At 69.7% G+C, this 22,190-nt stretch carries 33 protein-coding genes and 1 tRNA gene; 20 read left to right on the top strand and 14 right to left on the bottom strand.

Annotation, left to right across the window (positions count from 1 at the left end; translation table 11 throughout):
* Window positions 1–129: 129 nt before the first annotated feature.
* From ASF58_RS24505 to ASF58_RS27585, 12 genes are all read left to right on the top strand, one after another.
* Window positions 130–357, top strand: a complete 228-nt coding sequence (locus ASF58_RS24505; RefSeq protein ID WP_055959121.1) for a DUF4170 domain-containing protein — start codon at window positions 130–132, stop codon at window positions 355–357.
* Between the two features lie 136 nt (window positions 358–493).
* Entirely contained in the window at window positions 494–1,438 is a 945-nt protein-coding gene (locus ASF58_RS24500) for a ribose-phosphate pyrophosphokinase (RefSeq protein WP_055959118.1), read from the top strand.
* 187 nt (window positions 1,439–1,625) lie between these two features.
* Window positions 1,626–2,336, top strand: a complete 711-nt coding sequence (locus ASF58_RS24495; protein ID WP_055959114.1) for a DUF1013 domain-containing protein — start codon at window positions 1,626–1,628, stop codon at window positions 2,334–2,336.
* Window positions 2,337–2,673: 337 nt separating this feature from the next.
* On the top strand, window positions 2,674–4,404 hold the full coding sequence (rpsA, locus tag ASF58_RS24490) for a 30S ribosomal protein S1 (protein WP_055959112.1): 1,731 nt from the start codon (window positions 2,674–2,676) through the stop codon (window positions 4,402–4,404).
* Between the two features lie 489 nt (window positions 4,405–4,893).
* Window positions 4,894–5,880, top strand: coding sequence for a signal peptide peptidase SppA (gene sppA / locus ASF58_RS24485; protein ID WP_055959110.1), 987 nt, complete (start codon window positions 4,894–4,896; stop codon window positions 5,878–5,880).
* Between the two features lie 46 nt (window positions 5,881–5,926).
* Complete coding sequence (gene ihfB / locus ASF58_RS24480) at window positions 5,927–6,238, top strand: integration host factor subunit beta (RefSeq protein ID WP_055959108.1); 312 nt, start codon at window positions 5,927–5,929, stop codon at window positions 6,236–6,238.
* 37 nt (window positions 6,239–6,275) lie between these two features.
* Window positions 6,276–6,650, top strand: a complete 375-nt coding sequence (locus tag ASF58_RS24475) for a LapA family protein (protein ID WP_055959105.1) — start codon at window positions 6,276–6,278, stop codon at window positions 6,648–6,650.
* 161 nt (window positions 6,651–6,811) lie between these two features.
* Window positions 6,812–7,453, top strand: coding sequence for a phosphoribosylanthranilate isomerase (locus ASF58_RS24470; protein WP_055959201.1), 642 nt, complete (start codon window positions 6,812–6,814; stop codon window positions 7,451–7,453).
* A 147-nt stretch (window positions 7,454–7,600) separates the two neighbouring features.
* Window positions 7,601–8,842, top strand: a complete 1,242-nt coding sequence (gene trpB / locus ASF58_RS24465; RefSeq protein WP_055959198.1) for a tryptophan synthase subunit beta — start codon at window positions 7,601–7,603, stop codon at window positions 8,840–8,842.
* 111 nt (window positions 8,843–8,953) lie between these two features.
* Window positions 8,954–9,030 (top strand) — tRNA-Met (locus ASF58_RS24460).
* A 245-nt stretch (window positions 9,031–9,275) separates the two neighbouring features.
* On the top strand, window positions 9,276–9,494 hold the full coding sequence (locus ASF58_RS24455) for a hypothetical protein (protein WP_156375895.1): 219 nt from the start codon (window positions 9,276–9,278) through the stop codon (window positions 9,492–9,494).
* Window positions 9,495–9,617, top strand: a complete 123-nt coding sequence (locus tag ASF58_RS27585; RefSeq protein WP_272481521.1) for a hypothetical protein — start codon at window positions 9,495–9,497, stop codon at window positions 9,615–9,617.
* A gap of 76 nt (window positions 9,618–9,693) precedes the next feature.
* On the opposite strand, the gene ASF58_RS24450 is transcribed toward ASF58_RS27585, so the two are convergent.
* From ASF58_RS24450 to ASF58_RS26455, 10 genes are all read right to left on the bottom strand, one after another.
* A complete protein-coding gene (locus tag ASF58_RS24450) occupies window positions 9,694–10,161 on the bottom strand; it encodes a hypothetical protein (protein WP_055959100.1) in 468 nt (155 codons plus the stop codon).
* Window positions 10,162–10,195: 34 nt separating this feature from the next.
* Complete coding sequence (locus ASF58_RS24445) at window positions 10,196–10,417, bottom strand: hypothetical protein (protein WP_243214760.1); 222 nt, start codon at window positions 10,415–10,417, stop codon at window positions 10,196–10,198.
* Between the two features lie 75 nt (window positions 10,418–10,492).
* Entirely contained in the window at window positions 10,493–11,284 is a 792-nt protein-coding gene (locus ASF58_RS24440; protein ID WP_055959093.1) for a hypothetical protein, read from the bottom strand.
* Window positions 11,285–11,345: 61 nt separating this feature from the next.
* Window positions 11,346–11,540 (bottom strand): hypothetical protein, encoded by a 195-nt coding sequence (locus tag ASF58_RS24435; protein WP_055959090.1) that lies wholly within the window; start codon window positions 11,538–11,540, stop codon window positions 11,346–11,348.
* Entirely contained in the window at window positions 11,537–11,992 is a 456-nt protein-coding gene (locus tag ASF58_RS24430) for a hypothetical protein (RefSeq protein WP_055959087.1), read from the bottom strand. Before ASF58_RS24430 ends, ASF58_RS24435 begins: the two co-directional genes overlap by 4 nt.
* Window positions 11,989–12,219: a hypothetical protein gene (locus ASF58_RS24425; RefSeq protein WP_055959084.1), complete on the bottom strand. Its 231-nt coding sequence runs from the start codon at window positions 12,217–12,219 to the stop codon at window positions 11,989–11,991. Before ASF58_RS24425 ends, ASF58_RS24430 begins: the two co-directional genes overlap by 4 nt.
* Window positions 12,216–12,575 (bottom strand): hypothetical protein, encoded by a 360-nt coding sequence (locus tag ASF58_RS24420; RefSeq protein WP_146180520.1) that lies wholly within the window; start codon window positions 12,573–12,575, stop codon window positions 12,216–12,218. Before ASF58_RS24420 ends, ASF58_RS24425 begins: the two co-directional genes overlap by 4 nt.
* A 2-nt stretch (window positions 12,576–12,577) precedes the next feature.
* Window positions 12,578–12,958, bottom strand: a complete 381-nt coding sequence (locus ASF58_RS24415) for a hypothetical protein (protein WP_055959078.1) — start codon at window positions 12,956–12,958, stop codon at window positions 12,578–12,580.
* A gap of 2 nt (window positions 12,959–12,960) precedes the next feature.
* On the bottom strand, window positions 12,961–13,239 hold the full coding sequence (locus tag ASF58_RS24410; RefSeq protein WP_146180521.1) for a hypothetical protein: 279 nt from the start codon (window positions 13,237–13,239) through the stop codon (window positions 12,961–12,963).
* Between the two features lie 9 nt (window positions 13,240–13,248).
* On the bottom strand, window positions 13,249–13,443 hold the full coding sequence (locus ASF58_RS26455) for a hypothetical protein (protein WP_146180522.1): 195 nt from the start codon (window positions 13,441–13,443) through the stop codon (window positions 13,249–13,251).
* Window positions 13,444–13,553: 110 nt separating this feature from the next.
* Between ASF58_RS26455 and ASF58_RS26450 the strand changes: the two genes are divergently transcribed.
* Complete coding sequence (locus ASF58_RS26450; RefSeq protein WP_055959069.1) at window positions 13,554–13,853, top strand: hypothetical protein; 300 nt, start codon at window positions 13,554–13,556, stop codon at window positions 13,851–13,853.
* A gap of 11 nt (window positions 13,854–13,864) precedes the next feature.
* Here ASF58_RS26450 and ASF58_RS26445 read toward each other — a convergent pair whose 3' ends face one another.
* Both ASF58_RS26445 and ASF58_RS24395 read right to left on the bottom strand, forming a co-directional pair.
* Window positions 13,865–14,035: a hypothetical protein gene (locus ASF58_RS26445; protein ID WP_156375894.1), complete on the bottom strand. Its 171-nt coding sequence runs from the start codon at window positions 14,033–14,035 to the stop codon at window positions 13,865–13,867.
* Window positions 14,035–14,367, bottom strand: coding sequence for a hypothetical protein (locus ASF58_RS24395; protein ID WP_055959066.1), 333 nt, complete (start codon window positions 14,365–14,367; stop codon window positions 14,035–14,037). The genes ASF58_RS26445 and ASF58_RS24395 overlap by 1 nt, the downstream gene beginning before the upstream one ends.
* A gap of 362 nt (window positions 14,368–14,729) precedes the next feature.
* Between ASF58_RS24395 and ASF58_RS24390 the strand changes: the two genes are divergently transcribed.
* The 6 genes from ASF58_RS24390 to ASF58_RS24360 all read left to right on the top strand — a co-directional run bounded on the left by ASF58_RS24390 (window position 14,730) and on the right by ASF58_RS24360 (window position 19,278).
* Window positions 14,730–15,023 (top strand): helix-turn-helix transcriptional regulator, encoded by a 294-nt coding sequence (locus ASF58_RS24390; RefSeq protein ID WP_055959065.1) that lies wholly within the window; start codon window positions 14,730–14,732, stop codon window positions 15,021–15,023.
* Between the two features lie 185 nt (window positions 15,024–15,208).
* Window positions 15,209–16,897, top strand: a complete 1,689-nt coding sequence (locus tag ASF58_RS24385) for an AAA family ATPase (protein ID WP_055959062.1) — start codon at window positions 15,209–15,211, stop codon at window positions 16,895–16,897.
* 27 nt (window positions 16,898–16,924) lie between these two features.
* Window positions 16,925–17,191: a hypothetical protein gene (locus tag ASF58_RS24380; RefSeq protein WP_055959058.1), complete on the top strand. Its 267-nt coding sequence runs from the start codon at window positions 16,925–16,927 to the stop codon at window positions 17,189–17,191.
* A 52-nt stretch (window positions 17,192–17,243) separates the two neighbouring features.
* Window positions 17,244–17,843 carry a hypothetical protein gene (locus tag ASF58_RS24375; RefSeq protein ID WP_055959056.1) on the top strand — a complete coding sequence of 200 codons (600 nt, stop codon included), beginning with the start codon at window positions 17,244–17,246 and terminating at the stop codon, window positions 17,841–17,843.
* A gap of 320 nt (window positions 17,844–18,163) precedes the next feature.
* A complete protein-coding gene (locus ASF58_RS24365; protein WP_055959048.1) occupies window positions 18,164–18,955 on the top strand; it encodes a metallophosphoesterase in 792 nt (263 codons plus the stop codon).
* Window positions 18,956–18,957: 2 nt separating this feature from the next.
* The gene (locus ASF58_RS24360; RefSeq protein ID WP_055959045.1) at window positions 18,958–19,278 is read left to right on the top strand and encodes a hypothetical protein; all 321 of its coding nucleotides are present in this window, start codon (window positions 18,958–18,960) and stop codon (window positions 19,276–19,278) included.
* A gap of 263 nt (window positions 19,279–19,541) precedes the next feature.
* Here ASF58_RS24360 and ASF58_RS24355 read toward each other — a convergent pair whose 3' ends face one another.
* On the bottom strand, window positions 19,542–20,408 hold the full coding sequence (locus ASF58_RS24355) for a phage antirepressor KilAC domain-containing protein (protein ID WP_055959042.1): 867 nt from the start codon (window positions 20,406–20,408) through the stop codon (window positions 19,542–19,544).
* A complete protein-coding gene (locus ASF58_RS26590; RefSeq protein WP_162238979.1) occupies window positions 20,405–21,037 on the bottom strand; it encodes a hypothetical protein in 633 nt (210 codons plus the stop codon). Before ASF58_RS26590 ends, ASF58_RS24355 begins: the two co-directional genes overlap by 4 nt.
* A 205-nt stretch (window positions 21,038–21,242) precedes the next feature.
* Between ASF58_RS26590 and ASF58_RS24345 the strand changes: the two genes are divergently transcribed.
* Window positions 21,243–21,506 carry a helix-turn-helix domain-containing protein gene (locus ASF58_RS24345; RefSeq protein WP_146180523.1) on the top strand — a complete coding sequence of 88 codons (264 nt, stop codon included), beginning with the start codon at window positions 21,243–21,245 and terminating at the stop codon, window positions 21,504–21,506.
* The last annotated feature ends 684 nt before the right edge of the window (window positions 21,507–22,190 follow it).

The raw sequence follows: 22,190 nt of genomic DNA, 5'->3' as shown, positions 1-22,190 counted from the left end.
GGAACGGGGCCTGCGTGTTCCGCGGCACGCGGATCGGGTTGACGAACCCGGCGGCGTTTGCGACCGCACCCGCGGCACGGCGCGTGCCTTCCGGGATGGCGCCGGATCCGGGCGGAGGGAGATGCGGGAATGACGACGACGATCGACAGCGCACAGAGGCTGCATCTGGTCTTCGGGGGCGAGTTGGAGAGCCTCGACGGCGTGAATTTCCGCGACGTCAAGAATCTCGACATCGTCGGCATCTTTCCGGACTACGCCTCGGCCCAGACCGCCTGGAAAGCCAAGGCGCAGTCGACGGTTGACAGCGCCCAGACGCGCTACTTCATCGTGCACCTGCACCGGCTGCTCGAGCCCTGATGTGCGAAACCTGACTCTGCAACACGGGTGAAGGCATTGTGACGCCTGGGGTGCGGCTGTTATGGAGCGCCGCAACCAAGGCCGAAAACCTCGGCACGGGCTCGGCCCTGCAGGATCGCGAGATGAAGACCCCGGCATGAAGTCCTCGATCAAGATCATCGCCGGCAACGCGAGCCGCCCCCTGGCCGAGGCCATCGCGGCCTACCTCGAATTGCCGCTGGCCAAATGCATGGTCCGGCGCTTCGCCGACATGGAGATCTTCGTCGAACTCCAGGAGAACGTGCGCGGCGAGGACGTCTTCATCGTCCAGTCGACCTCGTTCCCGGCCAACGATCACCTGATGGAACTGCTCATCATGATCGACGCCGCGCGGCGCTCGTCGGCGCGGCGCATCACCGCCGTGATCCCGTATTTCGGGTATGCCCGCCAGGACCGGCGTACCTCGGGCCGCACCCCGATCTCCGCCAAGCTCGTGGCCAACCTCATCACCGAGGCCGGCGCCGACCGCGTCATGACCCTCGATCTCCATGCCGGGCAGATCCAGGGCTTCTTCGACATTCCGACCGACAACCTGTTCGCCGCCCCCGTGATGGTGCGCGACATCAAGGAGCGCCTCGACCCGCGGGACTGGATGGTGGTGTCGCCGGATGTCGGCGGCGTCGTCCGCGCCCGCGCCATCGCCAAGCGCATCGACGCGACCCTGGCCATCGTCGACAAGCGCCGCGAGCGTCCCGGCGAGTCCGAGGTGATGAACATCATCGGCGAGGTCGAGGGCCGCTCCTGCATCCTCGTCGACGACATCGTCGATTCCGGCGGCACCCTGGTGAACGCCGCCGAGGCCCTGCTGAATGCCGGGGCCAAGGACGTCTCCGCCTACATCACCCACGGGGTGCTCTCGGGCGGCGCGGTCTCGCGCATCGCCGCGTCGCGGATGAAGGAACTGGTCATCACCGACTCGATCCAGCCGACCCAGGCGGTCAAGCTCGCGCGCAACATCCGGGTCGCCACCATCGCGCCGCTCCTGGGCGAGGCCATCGGCCGGACGGCGACGGAATCCAGCGTCTCGAGCCTCTTCACCTGAGGCGCGCGTCCCGGACATCCGGGACCAGCGGATCGCAATTGCGTTGACCCCATCGGAACCTGTATAGACGGCGCTTCCCTATTGCAGCGTTGAGACGGGATGCTGCCGGCCAGTCGAGGCCGGAGCGAGCGACGCCCTGTCGGCGGCGCCCCGGACCCGTCCCGCACGAACCTGTTGGAGTCACCCGATGTCGCAAGGCCCGCTGATGCCGAAGGCCACCGCCGTATGGCTGGTGGAGAACACCTCGCTGGCCTTCGAGCAGATCGCCGATTTCTGCAAGCTGCACCCCCTCGAGGTGAAAGGCATCGCCGACGGCGAGGTCGCCGCGGGCATCAAGGGCCTCGATCCGATCACCACCGGCCAGCTCACCCGCGACGAGATCGAGAAGGCGCAGAAGAGCCCGAACTACAAGCTCAAGGTCGCGGTCTCGAAGGTGAAGCTGCCCGAGGTCAAGCGGACCACCAAGGGCCCGCGCTACACGCCCCTCTCCCGCCGCCAGGACCGCCCGAACGCCATCCTCTGGCTGCTGCGCAACCACCCCGAGCTCAAGGACGCGCAGATCATCCGCCTCGTCGGCACCACCAAGTCGACGATCCAGCAGATCCGCGAGCGCACCCACTGGAATTCCGGCTCCCTGCAGCCGATGGACCCGGTGACCCTCGGTCTCTGCACCCAGATCGACCTGGATTTCGAGGTTCAGCGCTCGGCCAAGGACCGGCCGGCCAACATGCCGGTGGACGGCGGCGCGACGCTGCTGCCGACCGAGGTGTCGACGGCGACCGACTACACCGAGGCCGACGAGCATCACCGCAGCGCCCGCGACGAGAAGCTCAACGCCGATTCGGTGTTCGCGAAGCTCAAGGGCATGCGCAGCACCGAGGACGACGACGAGGACTGACCCGCCCCGTACGCGCCGCGCCGACCGATCCCCGCAGCCTGGCCGCGGGGATTTTTCGTTTGCGAGACCGAAGCGGGCCGGGCACCCGGCCCATTGCCGGACGTCCGGCAATCCGCTATGCAACCGCCGTTCTCCGAAGGGATTCCACGAGGCTCGGCTGTCCCGCCGGGCCACGCCCCGTTTGGAGGATCACTCTCGACCATCGTTTGAGAATGCGTCGGCCCTCCTCCGGGAGGTTGAGCCCGTCGGGTCCGTGACCCCGGGTGGCGACGTCGAGGGTGTCCCGTCACACGAGCCGCCGATGCCGGCCTCCCGATGAGGCCTGTCAGGAGACAGAATGACCGCTGGTAACGCCCTGCAGCGTAGCCCGAGCCGCGACGATTTCGCCGCTCTTCTCGAGGAGTCCTTCCTCGAACACGAGATCACCGAAGGGTCCGTCGTCAAGGGTCGCGTCGTCGCGATCGAGAAGGACGTGGCCGTCATCGACATCGGCGCCAAGACGGAAGGCCGTGTCGCCCTCAAGGAATTCAACGGCCCCGGCCGCGAAGGCGAGCTCGCCGTCGGCGACGAGGTCGAGGTCTATGTCGACCGCATCGAGAATGCGCTCGGCGAGGCCGTCATCTCGCGCGACAAAGCGCGCCGCGAGGAGAGCTGGGTCAAGCTCGAGAAGGCCTTCGAGGCCAACGAGCGCGTCACCGGCGCGATCTTCAACCAGGTCAAGGGCGGCTACACCGTCGACCTCGACGGCGCCGTGGCGTTCCTGCCGCGCTCCCAGGTCGACATCCGCCCCGTGCGCGACGTCACCCCGCTGCTGGGCACCCCGCAGCCGTTCCAGATCCTCAAGATGGATCGTCGCCGCGGCAACATCGTCGTGTCGCGCCGGACCGTCCTCGAGGAGAGCCGCGCCGAGCAGCGCTCCGAGCTGGTGGCCAACCTCGAGGAAGGCCAGGTCATCGACGGCGTCGTCAAGAACATCACCGAGTACGGCGCCTTCGTCGATCTCGGCGGCATCGACGGCCTGCTCCACGTCACCGACATGGCGTGGCGCCGCGTGAACCACCCGTCCGAGGTCGTGACCATCGGCCAGACGGTCAAGGTCAAGATCATCAAGATCAACCACGAGACCCACCGCATCTCGCTCGGCATCAAGCAGCTGCTGGCCGATCCGTGGGAGGGCATCGCCCAGCGCTACCCGGTCGACGCCAAGCTCAAGGGCCGCGTGACCAACATCACCGACTACGGCGCCTTCGTGGAGCTGGAGCCGGGCATCGAAGGCCTGATCCACGTCTCCGAGATGTCCTGGACGAAGAAGAACGTCCACCCGGGCAAGATCGTCTCCACCTCGCAGGAAGTGGAAGTGCAGATCCTCGAGGTCGATCCGGTCAAGCGCCGCATCTCGCTCGGCCTCAAGCAGACCCTCCAGAACCCCTGGGAGGCGTTCGCCCAGCAGCATCCGGTGGGCTCCGAGGTCGAGGGCGAGGTCAAGAACAAGACCGAGTTCGGCCTGTTCATCGGCCTCGACGGCGATGTCGACGGCATGGTCCACCTGTCGGATCTCGACTGGAACCGTCCCGGCGAGCAGGTCATCGAGGAGTTCAAGAAGGGCGACATGCTGCGCGCCCAGGTTCTCGACGTCGACGTCGAGAAGGAGCGCATCTCGCTCGGCGTGAAGCAGCTCGGCGGCGACCCCTTCACGGAAGCCGGCGACCTCAAGAAGGGTCAGATCGTGACCTGCGAAGTGGTGGATGTGAAGGATTCGGGCGTTGACGTGAAGATCGTCGACACCGACCTGACGACCTTCATCCGCCGGGCCGAGCTCGCCCGCGACCGCGGCGACCAGCGCCCCGAGCGCTTCGCCGCCGGCGAGAAGTTCGACGCCCGCGTGATCCAGTTCGACCGCAAGGCGCGCCGGGTCCAGCTCTCGATCAAGGCCCTCGAGATGGCCGAAGAGAAGGAGGCGATGGCCCAGTTCGGCTCGACCGATTCGGGTGCCTCGCTCGGCGAGATCCTGGGCGCGGCCTTCAAGAAGGCCCGCACCAGCGACGACAAGGACGAGCCGCAGGACTAATCCGTCCCGCGTCGTCCCCGGTCCCTCGGGACCGGGGCGCCTCGCCTCGCCATCGACGCCCGCGCGGGATCGCCTCCCGCGCGGGCGCTTTTCGTTGCGCGGACCCCCACCCCGGCGGCGGCGTGGGCCGGCCGTCAGCCCCTTGTCGGTCCCTATCCGGCAAGGCTAGAACACGGGCCCGGTGACGGCTCGGGCGCGGCGTCACGCCGGCGGGCGTGCGATGCGTCCGAGGCCGGGATGCGCCGAAGGCCGAGAAGCGCCAAAGGCCGAGAACCGCCTAAGGCCGATACGTCCCAAAGGCCGATAAGTCCCAAAGGCCGATAAGTCCCAAAGGCTTGATGCAAATCGGCGGGGAGTGTGGGACAAGGTTCGGCGCGCGGGCGGAGGCCGGCGCGCACCGGCCGGGAGACCGGGATGCGACGCCCGGGACCCTGGCGTCCGAAAACCATCAGCCGGCCGAGCCGGCACGTGAGGGAGCGTAACCAGCGCATGGCCGCGGATGCCGAACTTCTGATCGATCGCCGGCGCCTGCGCCGCAAGCTCTCCCTCTGGCGCGTCCTCGGCATCGGCGGCCTCGTGGTCGCGGTCGGGGCGGTCGGCCTGCGGGTTCGCAGTGGCGGCGAGGCCCTCGGTCTCGGCAGTGTCCGTCCGCAGATCGCCCGGATCTCGGTGGGCGGCTTCATCGCCGGCAGCGAATCCACCACCAAGCTGATCGAGCGCGTCCGCGACGCGAGCGCCGTGCAGGGCGTCGTGGTGTCGATCTCCTCGCCGGGCGGCACCACCACCGGCTCCGAGGAACTCTACCGCAACCTGCGGGCGCTCGCCGAGAAGAAGCCCATGGTGGCCTTCGTCGACGGCACCGCCGCCTCCGGCGCCTACATCGCGGCCATCGCCGCCGACCACATCGTCGCGCGCGAGACCGCCCTGGTGGGCTCCATCGGCGTCCTGTTCCAGTATCCGGACCTGTCGGGCCTCCTCGACAAGGTCGGGGTCAAGGTCGAGTCCGTGAAGTCCGCGCCTCTCAAGGCCGAGCCGTCGGGGTTCACGCCGACCTCGCCCGAGGCCCGCGCCGCCCTCGCGGCCGTCGTCGGCGACACCTATGCGTGGTTCAAGGGCCTCGTGGCCGACCGGCGCAAGATGACCGAGAAGGAACTCGCCACCGTCTCCGACGGCCGGGTGTTCAGCGGCCGCCAGAGCGTCCCGCTCAAGCTGGTGGACGGCCTCGGCGGCGAGCGGCAGGCCATCGCCTGGCTCGAATCCGAGCGCGGCGTCGCCAAGGACCTGCCCGTGCTGGACTGGAAGCCGAAGGCCAAGAGCGATTTCCGCCTGTGGTCGGCCCTCGGCCTCGGGGCCGACCTCGTTGGGCTCGACGGCGTCGCGGCGCGCCTGCGTCAGGTCGGCGACGAGACGTCGGGTCTGGCCCAGGGCGGACTCTTGGTCCTCTGGCGGCCCGGTCCCGCGGACGCCGCCCGCTGAGGGTCCGCGCCACCCCATTCGTGGATGACTTCGTGAAGGCCCTCCCATGATCAAGTCGGAGCTCGTGCTCAAGATCGCCGAGCAGAACCCGCATCTCTACCAGCGGGACGTCGAGACCCTGGTGAACGCGATCCTGGACACCATCGCGGATGCCCTGGCCCGCGGCGACCGGGTCGAGTTGCGCGGCTTCGGCGCCTTCTCGGTGAAGCGCCGCGATGCGCGGCGCGGGCGCAACCCGCGGACGGGTGCGGCCGTTGCCGTCTCGGAGAAGGCCATCCCCGTGTTCAAGACGGGCAAGGAGATGCGCCTGCGCCTCAACGAGGCCGGCATCGGGGACGGCGAGGCCGCCGCGTCCTGATCCGCCCCGTTTCCTACGCTGCTCGGAGTTCGATTCGATGATCCGCTTCCTCAAGGGCTTGGTGCTGCTTCCCGTGGCGATCCTGGTGGTCGCTTTCGCGGTGGCTAACCGCGATGCGGTGCGGGTCTCCTTCGATCCCCTCTCGCCCGACATGCCGGTCTTCAGCGCGACGCTGCCGCTCTACCTGCTGCTGTTCATCGCGGTGGCCCTCGGGGTGCTGCTCGGCGGCTGCGGGGCCTGGCTCGGGCAGTCGCGCACCCGCCGCACCAGCGCCGAGCGCCGGCGCGAGATCCGCCGCCTGGAGGGCGAGACCGCCCGTCTCAAGACCTATGCGCCGGCCCCGACCCATGAGGGGCCGAACGGCATCTACCGCAACGCCTCGGACCGCGTCGCCCTGCCGGCGCCGCGCTGAGCGCGGCGGCCGGCTTCGGACCCGCAGGGGTCCGAACCGCGGGCCTCGACACCGCAGATTTGGCGAAACCGCAGAYYTCGAAACCGCAGACCTCGAAACCGCAGACCTCGAAACCGCAGACCTCGAAACCGCAGACCTCGAAACCGCAGACCTCGAAACCCATGTCCGCCATCGCGATCAAGATCTGCGGGCTCAGCACGGCGGCGACCCTCGACGCCGCCCTGGAGGCCGGTGCCGATCTCGTCGGGTTCGTGCACTTCCCCAGGAGCCCCCGCCACGTGGACCTGGAGACCGGCCGCGCCCTCTCGGCGCGCGCGAAGGGCCGGACCGAGCGGGTGGTGCTCCTCGTCGACCCGGACGACGCTGCGGTGGCGGCCGCTGTCGAGGCCCTCGACCCGGACTGGATCCAGCTCCACGGCCGCGAGACGCCCGAGCGCGTGGCGGCCATCCGCGCCGCGACGGGTCGCCGGGTGATGAAGGCGATCGGGGTCGCCGGCGCGGCGGATCTCGACGCGGTGACCGCCTTCGCGGGCCGGGCCGACCGCATCCTCCTCGACGCCAAGGCGCCCCCGGGTGCGGCGCTGCCCGGCGGCAACGGCCACGCCTTCGACTGGGACCTTCTGGGGGGTGCCGTTCTCCCGGCGGATTACATGCTCTCGGGCGGCCTCACCCCCGACACCGTGGCGACGGCGCTCGCCCGCACCGGCGCGCGCGCCGTCGACGTCTCGTCGGGCGTCGAGACCGGTCCGGGCGAGAAATCGGCGGCGCGGATCGCCGCCTTCATCGCGGCGGCGCGGGGCTGAGGGGGCAGGGGACGCGCGCCCGGGAGCGCCTTGCTTTCCGCGCCGAAAGGCCCTGAATTCGCGATTCGACGCGTTGGCCGCATTGTCGGCGCCCCCCGTGCGGGTCTAGGCCTATCGACAAACGCAGCTCTGACAAGGACCATGCCCGTGACCATCGCTCCCCCTCCGAACTCGTTCCGCAACGGCCCGGACGAGCGCGGCCGCTTCGGCATCTTCGGCGGACGCTTCGTGGCCGAGACGCTGATGCCGCTGATCCTGGACCTGGAAGCGGCCTACACGGCCGCGAAGGCGGACCCGGCCTTCCAGGCCGAGATGAACAGCCACCTGACCCACTATGTCGGCCGGCCGAGCCCGCTCTACTACGCCGAGCGGATGACGGAGCACCTGCGCGCGCAGGCCGCCCCGGGGCAGGGCGCGAAGATCTTCTTCAAGCGTGACGAGCTGAACCACACCGGCTCGCACAAGGTGAACAACGTGCTCGGCCAGATCATGCTGGCGCGCCGCATGGGCAAGCCGCGCATCATCGCCGAGACCGGCGCCGGCCAGCACGGCGTCGCCACCGCCACCCTCTGCGCCCGCTTCGGCCTGAAATGCGTGGTCTACATGGGCGCCGTCGATGTGGCGCGCCAGGCGCCCAACGTGTTCCGCATGAAGATGCTCGGCGCCGAGGTGGTGCCGGTTCAGTCCGGGACCAAGACCCTGAAGGACGCGATGAACGAGGCCCTGCGCGACTGGGTCACCAACGTCGCCGACACCTTCTACTGCATCGGCACGGTGGCGGGGCCGCACCCCTACCCGGCGATGGTGCGCGACTTCCAGTCGATCATCGGCCGCGAGACGAAGCAGCAGATGCTGGAGATGGAGGGCCGCCTGCCGGATTCCCTCGTCGCCTGCATCGGCGGCGGGTCCAACGCCATGGGCCTGTTCCACCCCTTCCTCGACGATCCCGACGTGGCGATGTACGGCGTCGAGGCGGCGGGTCACGGCATCTCCAGCGGCCTGCACGCGGCCTCGCTGTCGGGCGGCAAGCCCGGCGTGCTCCACGGCAACCGCACCTACCTGCTGCAGGATGGCGACGGCCAGATCGCGGACGCGCACTCGATCTCGGCCGGCCTGGACTACCCGGGCATCGGTCCCGAGCACGCCTGGCTGCACGAGGCCGGCCGCGTCACCTATCTCTCGGCCACGGACAACGAGGCGCTGGAAGCCTTCAAGATGTGCTCGATGCTGGAGGGCATCATCCCGGCCCTGGAGCCGGCCCACGCCCTGGCCAAGGTCCAGGAACTGGCGCCGCAGAAGCCGCAGGATCACCTCCTGGTGGTCAACCTCTGCGGACGTGGCGACAAGGACATCCCCCAGGTCGCCGAGATCCTCGGCACCCGGCTCTGACGTTCCCACGGGGCCGGCCATTTTCTCCGGGCGGACCCCGTTGACACCTCACGGCGGGGTTCCCTATACCGCCGATCTCATCGCGGCCACGTTCTTCGGCGGCCGCGGTCTGGCGGGGTAGCTCAGCTGGTTAGAGCAGAGGAATCATAATCCTTGTGTCGGCGGTTCAAATCCGTCCCTCGCTACCAACAATTCCAAGTCATCACAGCGACTTAGACGACAAGCCCTGGACACCGTGTCCGGGGCTTTTTGCTTCTCGGGCGGAGTTCGGGCGGACTTTTCTGCACGGCTGCCGGGAGGCCCGCCCGAAATCCATTCCCGGGCGGGTCGAAATCCGACGCTGGCACGCGCCGTGGACAGTCCCAAGCCCAACCGGTTGGATTTGAGTGATCGGCTTAGCCAGCCCTCAACGCGGGCCTGCCACGGTGACCGCGTGAGCCGCGCACCTTCACTCCCCCCGTCCTATGCCCGCATGCGGAACCTGCAGCGCGAGGTTCACGACCTCTGCTACCTCGCCCTGCGGAAGGACCTGACGCGTCCTGAGCGGCGCGCCCGTCTGCAGGAGATCGACAGCCGGATGAGCGATCGGCTGCCCCTCGACGGGCGGGGGATCGACGCCACCATCGAACGGCTGGAGGCCGACCGGGCCTAGGTGCTGGAGGACCACCGCATCAGTCGCGGCGTCATCTACGACGGGCTGACCGACTTCACCCGGCCCTACCGGTGCATGGCCGAGGACCCCGGGCCCTACGTCTACCAAGCCGAGCACGTCTAGAGGCGGGCGGGTTTCAGCCGAGCGGGTGATTTCGGCGCCGGCCGCTTGGATTCCCGCGAGCGGCTAAACCCGGATCTCAGGGTGCGAGGCCGCCGAGGTCCCCGCGATCCTCGGGATCGATCGGGGCCGACAGGTGCCGCTCGCTCTCGACAACGTGCGTCACGCTCTGGCCTAGCCGGCGCTCGGTCAGGAGCCGGTAGGTGCCGTTCCGGAGCAGCGTCACGCCGAGGCAGCGCTCCTGCTTCTTGGCGCCTGGTACCGACGTCAGGAAGATCCCGGCGTACTCGCCGCGCCACGGCTTGAACCAAACCGTCAATGCGACGGTCGTCGCCGGGCCGTCCTCCTGCGGTTTCGGGAGCCACTCCGTCGTCGCGACCCAGGCCTCCTCCGCCTCCTGGAGCACGCGCTTCCGGTTGACGCCCGACAGCGTGGAGGCCGCCCACAGGGGATGCGCCTCGATCGCGTCGACAGGAATCGGCGTGAAGACGACCTCGCCGTCGGGGGCCCAGGCGCGCGTGAATTTTTCGGTGACCGGATCTCGCATGCCCGCATGATGCGGGCGAGCCGTTAACCGGCCGTCAGCCGGCGGAGCGGGCAGCCTCTCGGGCCCGGCGCTCCGGCCCCAGCTTCCGCGCCAGGTCCGCCGGCCGGGACGCCCTCACGAACCCGCGGCTGACCTTCCCCGAGATCTCAGCCATCTCGATCAGGGCGTCGCCGAGCGCCCGCCTCAGGGCGTCCCGCGCGTCGCCGTCGGCGGCTTCCATGTAGGCCCGCTCCATCTCGTCCACGATCCGCTCCATCGATTCTGTCATAGAACGAATGGAGAACAAATCCGCTCGGGAGTCGATCCCTGGACGCGACGTTTCGGCCCTTGGTCAGACGAACCAGCTGACCACCAGTGCGACCGCGATGCAGAGGCCGACCTGCAGAACGGTGGAGCGCAGGCGGTCGATCGCTGCGGCGAGGTTGGCGGTATCCAGGTTGGGGGCGGGATCCGCGGGAGCCTGAAGCGGCGGCCCCTGTTCCGGCACCCCATCATCCTCGTCGACCTTTGGCTGCGGCGCGTCGCTCCAGCTGAGATGCCGGACCGTGCCCCGTGCCACCTCTGGGCTCTCGCTCGCGTGGTCCGCGTGGGGAGCCAGATACCAGGTGACCCCGTAGCCGGGCGGCGTGTGCTCGTCGCCCTTCGTGATCCAGAGATCGAGCTTCACGCCGAGGTGGAACGACGGCATCTCGCCAGCGCGGTAGGCCGCGAGCATCGCGGCCATGTCCATCTCGGGGATCCAACACTCCAGGAACCAGGCGTCCTCGCTCCTGAACTCCCGGTCTCCGGCGATGAAGCCGAGCACGCCGGTGAACGGGGTGTAGCCGTTGCCGTCCTCCTGAGGGATGGCGGGCCGGATCGTCACGGGCAGGACCCGGCAGGTGTCGCCCCATCCAGCGAGCCGGACAGTGTCCCTCCGGATCGCGGCCATCCCGGACAGCTGGGGTGTCCGGCTGATGGTCCCGTAGTCCGTGGAGACGGCCTGGCCCATCTTGAGGTTCGAGACCTCGACCCAGAGGGTCCGATAGGGGTCGTGGTGCCACTCTCCCTCGACCTCCGGGATCGCCATCGTCCCGTCCGTGACGATCGATTTCAGCCGCGCGCGCTTGTCCTGTCTCACCATGTGCCCCCCGAGGTTGAGGCACTCTCGCGGGCTGGCAAGGCCCCGTCCAGGGTTCCCGTCCTTAAGCCTGCCTGCGTCCCACGCGGCGCCGGTCGTTGATGACCTCCCGCTTCACGGCGTGCGAGATCCACAGGGCGAGCTCCCTCCGGAGGCGGGCCGGTCGCTCCACCGGGGTGTCCGCCGGGTTCTCGGAGATGACCTTCTCGACGGTCCAAGCGGCCCCGCCGGCGATCTCGTCGATCGTGGACTGCCTCATGCCACCACCATCAGCTGGACCTCGACGACCTCCGCCTCCAGCCGCTCGGGGAAGAGCGTGGGGTGGTGCAGGCGGAGGTCCTCCCACTGCTCGCGGACCTGCCGCGCCGTCGCCTCGGCCGCCTCGCGCTTGAGGTAGACCTGCGCGGTCGCCAGCCCGTCCCACTCCTTCCGGTTCGGGTGCATGGACCGGTTGCAGAACAGGAGCCCCGTCACGGTGTCCCGGACAGCGAACCTGGTCACCGGCGCGGAGGCCTGCTCGGCGCTCGGCGGGTAAGCCTCCGCCTTTCGCAGGGCGGCGACCGCGCAGGTGCGGCAGCGCTGCGAGCGCTTCTCGCCGACCGCGCGTTCCCGGCAGTCCCGGCATCGGAACGAGTACAGCCCCGACGACCACCCGAACGGACGGAGGGCGTCGTCGGTGTAGCCGTCGTGGATCGGGCAGGATCTGATCATGCTCGCCTCCGCGCCTTGGCCTCGGCGGCCCGGCGCGCCTTCCGGTTTGGGCCGGCGTCGTCGGGCCGGCGGAAGGCCAGAGACGCGACGAACGGGCTCATCTCCCGGCAGGTCACCTCGAACTCGGCCGCGAGCTCGGTGGATCGTGCCATGCGCTCGACCACCTCGCGCACGCCCATGCGCCTCAAGGGGATCCGGCGACCGGCGATGTGGATGCTCTCGCTCATGCCCGTAGCCCCTGCAGCTGCCTCTCGATGCCGAGGCGGACGGCGATGGCGTGGCGAACCTGGCGGACGAATTCCTCGGAGGGGTCCTCGCGGAAATCGTTCGGGGTGCAGTGCCAGGCGCAGTAGACGATCACGGCGTCGCCCTGCGTCACCCTCGCGCCGTTGACGGTGACGACGTCGCCTTGGGTCCCGATCCGGATCTCTTCGCCGTCCGAGGGGAGGCCGATCGCTTCGAGGGCTTCCCTCGCGATCGGCCCGTTGATGGGGGCAACCCATAGGGACGACATCTCTCCCGGCATGACCACGGCCATCCGGGGCGGCGTCATGCGGAAGGGCGTCTCGGTGTAGATGCGCATGGTCAGGCCCTCCACTCGTACCGATTGACCTCGTCGTTGAGCTTCTCCTCGGAGAGGACGATCTCCCCGGCAGGCGTGCGGACGTCGGCAGGCCACCAGTCCCCGTTGTCTCGACCCCAGAACGCCGTGCTGATGGCCTCGTCGAGGGAGTAGACCTCCACCGTCATCGGGGAGTGGAAGCGCATCCCGTGCACCACGTGAGTGACGACCCGGGCCGCCAACTCGGCCTCCCGCTTCAGAAAGGCCGACACCGCCTTGCTCAGGGCCGTCTCGGCCGCGCCGAGGTCGGTCCATACGGTCTTGTCGCCCCAGGGGGCCGCGCAGGCCTTCACGCGGACCTCGTTCCAGGAGACGGCGGCCGCCTCGATCGGGGAGCGGTGCATGCTCAGGCCTCCACCTTCGGCAGGTGCTTCGAGATATCGTTGAGGAAGCACCACAGGCCTGCGGCGCCAACGTCGTCCTCGTCATTGAAGTGCGCGATGATGGCCGCCTTCACCACGGCGGGGTCCCGGGCGAACAGGGCGTCGAGATCCCGAAGGGTTGCGAGCTTGCTCTCGTGCCGGCCGGCCCGGTACTGAGCGTCATCGCCCTCAAAGACCGTGCCGTCCTCGGCCGTGCGGATCTCCACTTGGACCTTGCGGGTCACGGTCTTGTAGCTGCTCACCGCCATCGCTCAGGCCCCCCTGCGCTGCTCGGCGAGCAACCCGTCGAGGCTGTCCCGGAGCGCCCGGACGTGCGTCGTCCCGTCGAGGTCGTCGGGGTCCGTGCAGGCCTCGGCCTCGCGCAGGGCGGCCCGCACCGCGGCGATGTCGTCCTCGATCGCGACGTGGCGCTTTGGCGCCTCGGTGTTCGTGTCCCTGATGTCCATCGTCCTCTCCATCACCACGCCGACCACACCGCCGGCAGACCGCCCGCCGGGGCCTTCTCCGCATCGTCCCGGGCTTGCCTCCCCGGCGGGGCGCGCCCAGACTCCCGGGCATGCCCGAGGACGCCTACGACGCCGCCGACGCCCGCCACCTTGAGGGCATGCCGCTGCCCCGGGCCCGGCCGGCCGGGCATGTCGAGGACCGCTACCCCGTTGAGGACGGCCCGGGCTCCGGGGAGCGCGTCGAGCTGGTCGTGCGGGTGCTCCGCGGAACGGCACGGTCCACCGTCATCGTGGCCGACCCGGCCACCGGGCGGGCCCTAGCCCAAGACGTCGTCCCGCACGGGGGCGAGGCCGGCGCGGCGGCCGCGGCCGTCTACGCTGCGCTGAAGAAGGCCAACGCTTGCCTGTAGAGATCCGAGGCTCACGGGCAGTCCTCCCCGCGGGCGGCCTGACGGCGCTGGACGGCCGCGACGATGCGGGTGACCTCCGTCGGCGGCCGCGGGCCATCCAGGCGCGAGAGGACGCCCACGCCGAGGATGAGCGCGAAAACCAGGGCGATCGAGACCATCGCGACGATGAGCGTGAGGTCCATCAGGACGAGGCCCCCGCGGACCCGGAGACGGCACGGCGTGCGATCTCGCGTGCGACCGAGGCGTCGATCCAGAACGTGCGCCCGTCCTCCATCCGGTAGGCACCGCCGACCTCGGCCTCGATCGCGGCCGCGGTCCGGGCGTCCTCAACCGCCATCACGGCCGCAGCGTCGTCGAGGAAACCCTGGCGGTAGGAGTGCGGCAGGTTCTGAACCTGCTCGCCCTCAGTGTAGGAGAAGGGCCCCTGAAAGGCCGTCCTGCGAGCGTTCGACCGCCGAACCCAGCGCACGAACAAGGCCTGCGCGATAGCAAGCTGGCGCTCTTGAACGCTCACGTCCGGCCCTCCGAGATGAGGCCCTTGGCCACCAGCACCGCGTAGACGCCCCCGGCGAGCTGCAGGTCGTCGAGCCCATCCTTGCGTCCCTACGTGAGGACGGCGCGGATGAGCTCCCACGGGGCGGGGGACGGCGGCGGGGCCGGGGCCCACCGGGGCTCGTTGGGGAACCGCCGCTGGAGGTGGACCCTCAGTTCCTCGGTAGCCTGTGCCTGGTGCGCCATTCCATTTCCCCCATCGAATCCGTGCAGATGAGAGTCTGCCATGGATCGCCGATTTCCACTGGACGGTGTCCAAAAAATCGCGCAGCCGACTGAGTCGCGGGTAGGTGCCTTGCATGCTGATGCGGTAGGCTCCGGGTCATGAGCATCTTCAACCTCGGCGAGGAGCTTGCCCTCGCCCGCCGCCACCGCCGGCTCTCGCAGCGCCAGCTCGCCGCGAAGGCGGACGTGAGCGTGTCGTGGCTCTCGGCCTTCGAACGGGGAGACAGCTACGAGCCGAGCATGCACCGGGTGATGAGGTGCCTGCACGCCCTCGGGCTCGACCTGCGGCTGTCGACGTACAACCAGGGCCGGCCGTCGCTGGACGACCTCCTGGCGCAGGACGAGGAGGCCGACCGCAGCCCGGCCCTGAAGGCCGCGCTAGGGCTTGGTTAACCCTAGGAACGCGACCCAGTCCGCAACGAATGCACATCCCTTGCACATTGGACCGGCCTGGTGCACATAGGGGTCACACCGGAGTTCTCGCCATGACCTTCCCTCGCTCGAAACGGATGCACCGCCCCGCCGCCTGAGCCCTGCTCGGCGCGCCCCGCGTGCACTCCTTTCCAGCGAGACCTCCCATGACCGACGACGCCTCCCGGGCGCGCGCCGCTGCCGTCCAGGCCGCCCGTGCCACGCTCCTCGACTCCACCGCGCTGACGGGGCCCCGTCAGCCCGAGGCTTCCCTCGGACCGCGAAAGAAGGGCTACGGCGCCGAGTTCGTCGGGTACGACGCCCGCCGCGACGCGGGCCTGGCGATCGCCGCGTTCCTAGCCGAGGAGCCTCAGCTCCCGGCGGCGCTCGTCAGGACCCTCGGGCGGACGCGGCGGGACGTGACGATCGCGTCCCTGCAGAAGGCAGACGACGCGCTCCGCGAGCACGCCAACGCCGATGGCGTTTCGGACGCTGGGCAGGACGCCGCGGCGCATCTGGCGGACGACCTCTTGTTCGCCCAGGCGGCCCTGGGGAACGCCAAGGCCGCGGCCTACTGCGCCAGCATCTGCCTGCGCCTGTTCCACGCCTCGTTGGCGAACGGCAACCATGCGGCTGCCTGGCTCGCCCTGCGGAACGGTATCCGGTACTCCACCGACGCGACGGTGGACCTGCAGGAGTCCGAGTACGTCTCCGATCAGCAAGCGTCGCTGCTCGCTCCCTACGATGGGCTGGCGCTCAAGCTCGGCGAGACGGCCGCGATCGTCGCGGCTGCGCACAGGCAGATCGGGGTCGAGGAAGATCTGCTGCGCGGCGGCGCCGGCGGCGCCGGCGGCAGCGCGAGGGCGTGGGTCGACGAGCAGGCCGACGACCTGGCGGCGCTGGCTCAGCTGGACTGGCCCCTCGGCGACGGCGGGTGGCGGGACCGGGCGGCGCGCCCCGCCCCGACGCTCGTCGTCCTGGCCAAGGGGGCATTGGACCACCTGCCCGGGTCCGAGACCTCGGGGTCGTCCCGGTCGACGCGGGGATCGACGCCGCGCGCGGAGTTCAACGCGCTCGCCGGCGAGGCCCTCCCGCTCGTCCACGGCGTCGACGTCGTGGCCGTCGGCAAGCTGCTCGATGCGCGGTTCCCGTGGTTCAGGGATCTCACCGCGCTGCTGCTGCGGGACCTCGCCAACGGAGGTGTAGCCCGGCTGCGGAACACTCTCGCGGTGAGCCCGCCCGGCAGCGGGAAGACGAGCTACCTGCAGGCGTTCTGCCAGGCGGCCGGGATCCCGTGCGTCCTCTACAACGCCGCCGGCGTCGCCGACGCTGCGTTCGGCGGGACGTCGCGCCAGTGGAGCACGGGGCGCGCAAGCGTCCCGTTGCAGACGATCCAGCGGCTCCGCGTCGCCAACCCCGTCATCATCATCGACGAGATCGAGAAGGCGGGCACGAGGTCGGAGAACGGGCGCCTCACGGACTCCCTGATCGCCCTGCTGGAGCCGGCAGGGAGCCGCGCCTTCCACGAGGTCTATCTGGAAACGAACGCCGATCTGAGCGGCACCCAGTTCCTGGCGACGGCCAACGGGACGGGAGGCGTCCCCGGCCCCCTCCTGGACCGCTTCCGCGTCGTGCACGTCGGCCTTCCCAGGGCCGAGGACCTGCCGGTCGCGGCGGCCAACCTCGTCAGCGAAATCCGCGACGAGCGAGGCCTCGACTCCGGCTGGCTCCCCGATCTCGACGGCGACGAGCTCCACCTCCTTGGCCGCGTGTGGAAGGGGGGCTCGCTCCGCCCGCTCCGCCGCGCCGTGACGACGCTTCTCGACGGCCGCGAGACCCTCGCCCGTCGCCACTGACACCCCACCCCCTGAAGGAGAGATCCCATGACCGACGCACACCCGAGCCGCGCCTCGATCATCGTCCTGGAGGCGGCGATCACCCAAATGCGAGCCCGCCACGAGCAGGACGAACTACGCGACGAGCTCGCCGTCACCGGCCTGTCCGTCCTCCACCTGGCGAGCTGTGCCTACGCCCGCGGGGCCTTCCCGCCATCGGAGGCCCGCTACCTCTGCCCGGGCCTGCTCGCCCTCGCCGACGCGCTGCCTGCGAACCCGGACGACCGCCGTGAACCCCGCGAGGTCCGCGCGTGAAATCGGCGCGCGGTCCCCCCTCTGCTCACCCCTCAGCCCCCAGGAGACCCCCATGCTCATCGACGAATTCCGCACGATCGCTGACGACGCCGTGTGCCGGCACGTAGGCCACGTCGACGTCGTCCCCACGGGCGTCAGCCCGAGCGCCCACGGTCCCCTCGTCACGTGGACGGGTGGCTCCCCGCTGCCCCGTCAGGACGACGGCCGCTTCGTCCCGCCGCCCCCCGCGCAGGACGTCCTCCGCGTCCTGGCGCGCGTCCTCGCCCTGCGCTGGCAGACCGGCCGCGCGGTCGTCCCGGACGATTGGGACGCCACGCTGCGCGGGCGCTACCCGACAACGTTCGAACCCGGGGGGCCGTACTCGGGCGGCGGCTGGCGCTGGCTGTGGGAGGCGGGCGCGAGCCTGGTCTCCGAGGCTGGGGCGACGGGATTCCGGACCGAACAAACGAAGGAGAAGTTCGCGCAGGCCCGCTGGCATTACTCAATCGAAGGCAAGACTAGGAAGGCAACGCGCAATGAAGTCTCGACTATAGTTGACTGCGTGGAGCACCTGTCGGCCTATGTCTGTGAGACCTGCGGGGCCCCCGGCCGTATCCGCAAGGGCGGGTGGGCGAAGACGTGCTGCGATCTCCACGCCAATGGCAAGGCATGACGTCTACCGGAACCTGACCCGCCGCGCCTGGAGCGTGCGCGAGCGGGGCAGGGTCGTCGGCCACGTGCCGGCGATCGTGCTTGCCGACGTCGTCCTCCGAGCGTCGGAGGCGGGGCGCCAGCGGTGCCTGCGGACGGGGGCCCGGGACGTCCACGCATGGGCCACGGGCACGGTGGCCGAGGGGGCGCGGCCGCCCTCGGCGGTGAGGCTCCGGTACGGCCTCTGGTGTCCCGGATTTAGGACGAACGGCCTCCTGGTTACCCGGGCGTCGATGGCGTGGTTCGAGGCGGACGGGTCCGCGTGGATTGAGGGAGGTTGGGATGACAAGGGCATGGATTTTCTCTGACGTGCACGACGATGCCGACTGCTGGGAGGCCCCGGCCGTGCCGGTGTGCGACGTGGCGATCGTGGCCGGCGACGTCGCCGATGGCTTGACGAAGCGCAGCCTGCCCTGGCTCGCGGCGTGCGTCGCGCCGTACGTCCGGCATGTCGTCTACGTGCCCGGGAATCATGATTTTTACGGGAGCCGCTGGCAGAGCGAGCTCGAACGCGGGCGCGAGGCCGCTGCGGCCGCGGGCATCCACCTGCTCGCCGTCGGGGAGGTCCTGGCCATCGAGGGCGTACGGATCATCGGCGCCACGGTCTGGACGGACTACGCCTTGCTTGGCGAGGCATGGCGGGCTCCGACGATGGCCTCCTGTGGTGACCGCAACGGGGGGATGCGAGACCATCGGAAGGTCAAGGTCCGTACGGCCTCGGGCGAGACGAACGCCTTCAGGCCGAGCGCCGCCGCCGCCGAGCACGTCGCCCAGCTTGGGCGGATCGAGCGCGCGCTTGCGGAGACGTGGGACGGCCCGACGGTCGTCGTCACGCATCACGCCCCCCACCCCGCGTCGCTCGGGAGGCAGGGCCCCCTGCAGGCGATCGACGCGGCGTACGCGACCGACCTTACGCGCGTCCTCGAAGGTCCGGACGCACCCGCCCTGTGGATCCACGGCCACATCCATCGGTCCGCTGACTACGTCGTCGGCGGGACGCGCGTGCTGGCGAACCCACGCGGCCGGCATGGCGAAAACCCGGCGTTCGACCCCGCCCTCATCGTGGAGATCTGACCGTGCGTGCGCTCGCCATCTTCGCCCTGCTCGCCGGCCCCGTCGAGGCGGATGCCTTCCAGCCCGCCCCGGGCCTCTACTGCCCCGAGGGGGCCGACGTCCCCGCGATCGTCGTCGGTCCCGAGGCCGGGGTCGTCGGCATCGACCTGATGGAGTGCCACGGCGCCCGGATAGCCGGCGGCCGGGTGACGTCCCGCCAGTGCTACGGCAACGGGGGCAGCGTCGTCCCCTACGACGCGGAGCTCGTCCTCCTGCCCAGCAGCGTCCTACTGCACGACGGCGTCCGGTACCGGCGGCGGCTCGAAGGGGAGCCGTGCCCGTAGGCCGCCGAGCGCCTGGATCGGGGGTGCTGCAGCGCGCCCCACGAGCGAGGCCGGATTCCGCTCTCGGTGTAACGCCGATCGCGCGGACTGAAACGCGCGAAAATATGCTGAGAGCGTGCCGAAACCGTGCGCAGGCGTGCCCGGGCCGGGTTGCCAATGATAGCGAACCGGCCTTCGCTCCCATTTCGCTGCACAAGATTTCAGGCACGAAAAAGGGGCCCGGTCACCCGGGCCCCTCGTCACCACTCAGAGTCTGAGTGGTGTCAGTCGAACAGGTCGGGCTCCCGTGCGGCCCGCCAGTCGACGGAGACGCAGAGCTCGCGTCCGTAGTGGAGGATGCCCTTCGACGTCATCTTCGGCGTCGCACGGGGCTTGCCGCCGTACTCCTCGATCCGGACGCGGAACGGGGCACGGTCGATGAGGTCCTGCCGGGGGAGGTTCGACCTGTTCAGATCCAACAGGTCGCCGCGCTCCTTCAGCCAAGCGATGAACTTGTTCGGCTTTTGCCCGAGGGCCTTGCCACCGGCCTGGAGGCTGTAGAGCCCCTCGCTCTCGGCGAACCGCTCGACGCACTCCACCGCCGGCCGGGCCCGCTGTACCTGCCGCTGCGAGGCGGTGAGCTGGCGAGAGGTGTCGATGAGCTCCTGGTCTGTGATGACGAGGCGCTCGACGAGGGCGTCCTCCCGATCCATCCGGGCCAGGAGCATCCTCCTCAGCACCCTGTTATCGTCGAGGTCCTCGGGGATCGCGACCGGCGTCGGGGCGGGTGCCACGGCGTAGGAATCGGTCCGCCGGATCTCGGGGAGGACCTCGTTCATCGCCCACCGACGGAACCGCCATGCCGTCGCGCCCTTCACGAGGGCACGCTGGCTGCGCATCAGCAGGGTGTAGAGACCGCCCTCGGTGATGACCAGGACCTCGCCCTGGGGATGCCCTAAGAAGATCTTAGCCCTCTCGTCCTCGTCGAGCGCCTTGAGCGAGACGGACGGGTTCGAGAGGCGGGCGGCCTTGCAGACGTCGGCGCCGACGAACCAGGGCAGCCCGTCGATCTCCACGACGCGGATGTCGTGGTTGTCGAAGCGGAAGATCGAGATCGCCGGCGCGGCCGGGATGCGGACGATGGCGTTCACGCGCGCCTCCCGTCGGTGGCGAGGGGTACGGCCACGAAGGCGATGTTCGGGGGCAGTAGGCCGGCGATGTCCCGCGCGGTCTCGGGCGCACCGATGACGATGCCCCGCTCGTACTGTCTGTTCTCGGCCAGGCATTCGACCATGTCGTGCAGGTCGCTCACGACGGCGGCCCGGCAGACGTAGACGCAGGGCACGTCCTTCCCGTCGATCAGGACGTGCCAGAAGGCCCGGGCGAACGGGCGGACTTTGCTGACCTCGGCGCCTGGCAGAAATGCGCCCGGGTCCCGGCGGAAGATCGCCTCGCGCGCCTTGTCGCTCTTCCCGCCCGGCGCGTCGTCGCCGGTCACCAGGAGGAGGCGGTCACGCGCAGCGGCTTTGGCGGCCTCGATCCGGAGCTCGATCGTACCGAGGACGCTCCTGCGCAGCATCGGGAACGCCGGCTCGGCAGTGCGCTCCAGGAGGAACGACCGCGCCGCGTGGGGATCCTCGACGCTCATGGCCGCCGCGATCTCAAGGACCGAGGCCTCCTCGAAGCGCTCGGCGTACTGCGAAATTCCCTGGGCGAGGGACGCGGCGAGGCTACCGTTCGGGGCGGTCGTGGTGGTAAGGTGGGTGCACGGTTCGGTCACGGGGATGCTCCTGTGGCTGACCAGGCCTCGGCGGCGTTCGCGCGCCTCCGGGGCCATTTTTTTTCGCCAGTGGATCCGGCGATGTCGGCACGAATCGGAGGATATCACCTTCTTCTGAGAACGCGAGTCGATGTGCCGTCATTGCACGTTTCGGGCGCTTTGGTGATAATGGCCTTCCATCGAATCCGGCTCGGAGTGCCTCGTCGTGTATCCCTCCCCAATGCAGCTGCGCGCCGCGCGGACCCTCGTCGGCCTGACGCAGGACGAAATTTCCCGACGCGTCGGCCTGTCCCAGAGGACCATGGTCGCCGTCGAGATGAGGAAGTCGTCCCTGAGCGCGCTCCACTCCGTGATGGGGTTTTACGCCGGCTTGGGCATCAGCTTCTCAGGCACGCCCGACTACACGGTGCAGACCGTCACCTACACGCAGGCGACGCCTCCGGACGTGCCCCCGATCCCGGCCACGTAAGGGGATGTCTGGCGGGCGGTGACCTGCGCGCGGCGCGGTTCGCTGCCGCGATGAGTTTGCCTCGGTAGCGCCCGCCCCACCGTGCCAGGACGCTCTCCACGCCCTCGCTCGCCAGCGTTGCCCGCACGGCGGCCGCGGTTGGGGTGACCCTCAGCCGACTCTCCCAATCCTCCTCGTGGACTAAGCGGACCGCGCGAATCGGTCAGGTGTAGTCAACGGGCACGAATGCGTCCCCAAGGGCGGCGCAAGCCGATCGGCATGCCCGGTAGGTCGGGACAGGGTCGGCGAGGATGCCGACTCGCAGCAGGCCTGCGAAGGTGAGTAGGAACGCCTGGTCACTGGGCATCACGCCTCGGCTCCGATCCTACCGGCGTCGATGTGCTTCACGGCCGACAGGGCCCGCTCCAGGGCCGCCGCGAGGTCGTCGGGTAGACCCCGATCGGGTTAGGAGTTCGAGCCACCAGCTCACCAAGCTGTTCGCGGATTCGATATGTCCTCACGGCATCAGGCGACGGCCGCATGCGAGCACAAATAAATTTTCGACCGCATTAGAGCCCCGTGGAGCCGTCCACGGGGCTCGTTGGCTGAATCCTCCGGTGCCTCGAAGTTAGGCCGTGGGCGAGGCTGAAATCGATGCTTTACCCCCGTGAGATCATGCACCCCGTCGGGGCGGTTGAACTACTG

The sequence above is a fragment of the Methylobacterium sp. Leaf125 genome (assembly GCF_001423085.1).
In the GTDB taxonomy this organism is placed as follows: Bacteria; Pseudomonadota; Alphaproteobacteria; order Rhizobiales; family Beijerinckiaceae; genus Methylobacterium.
The sequence above is the reverse complement of the archived record's forward strand: the minus strand, read 5'-3'. Positions and strand labels throughout refer to the sequence as shown.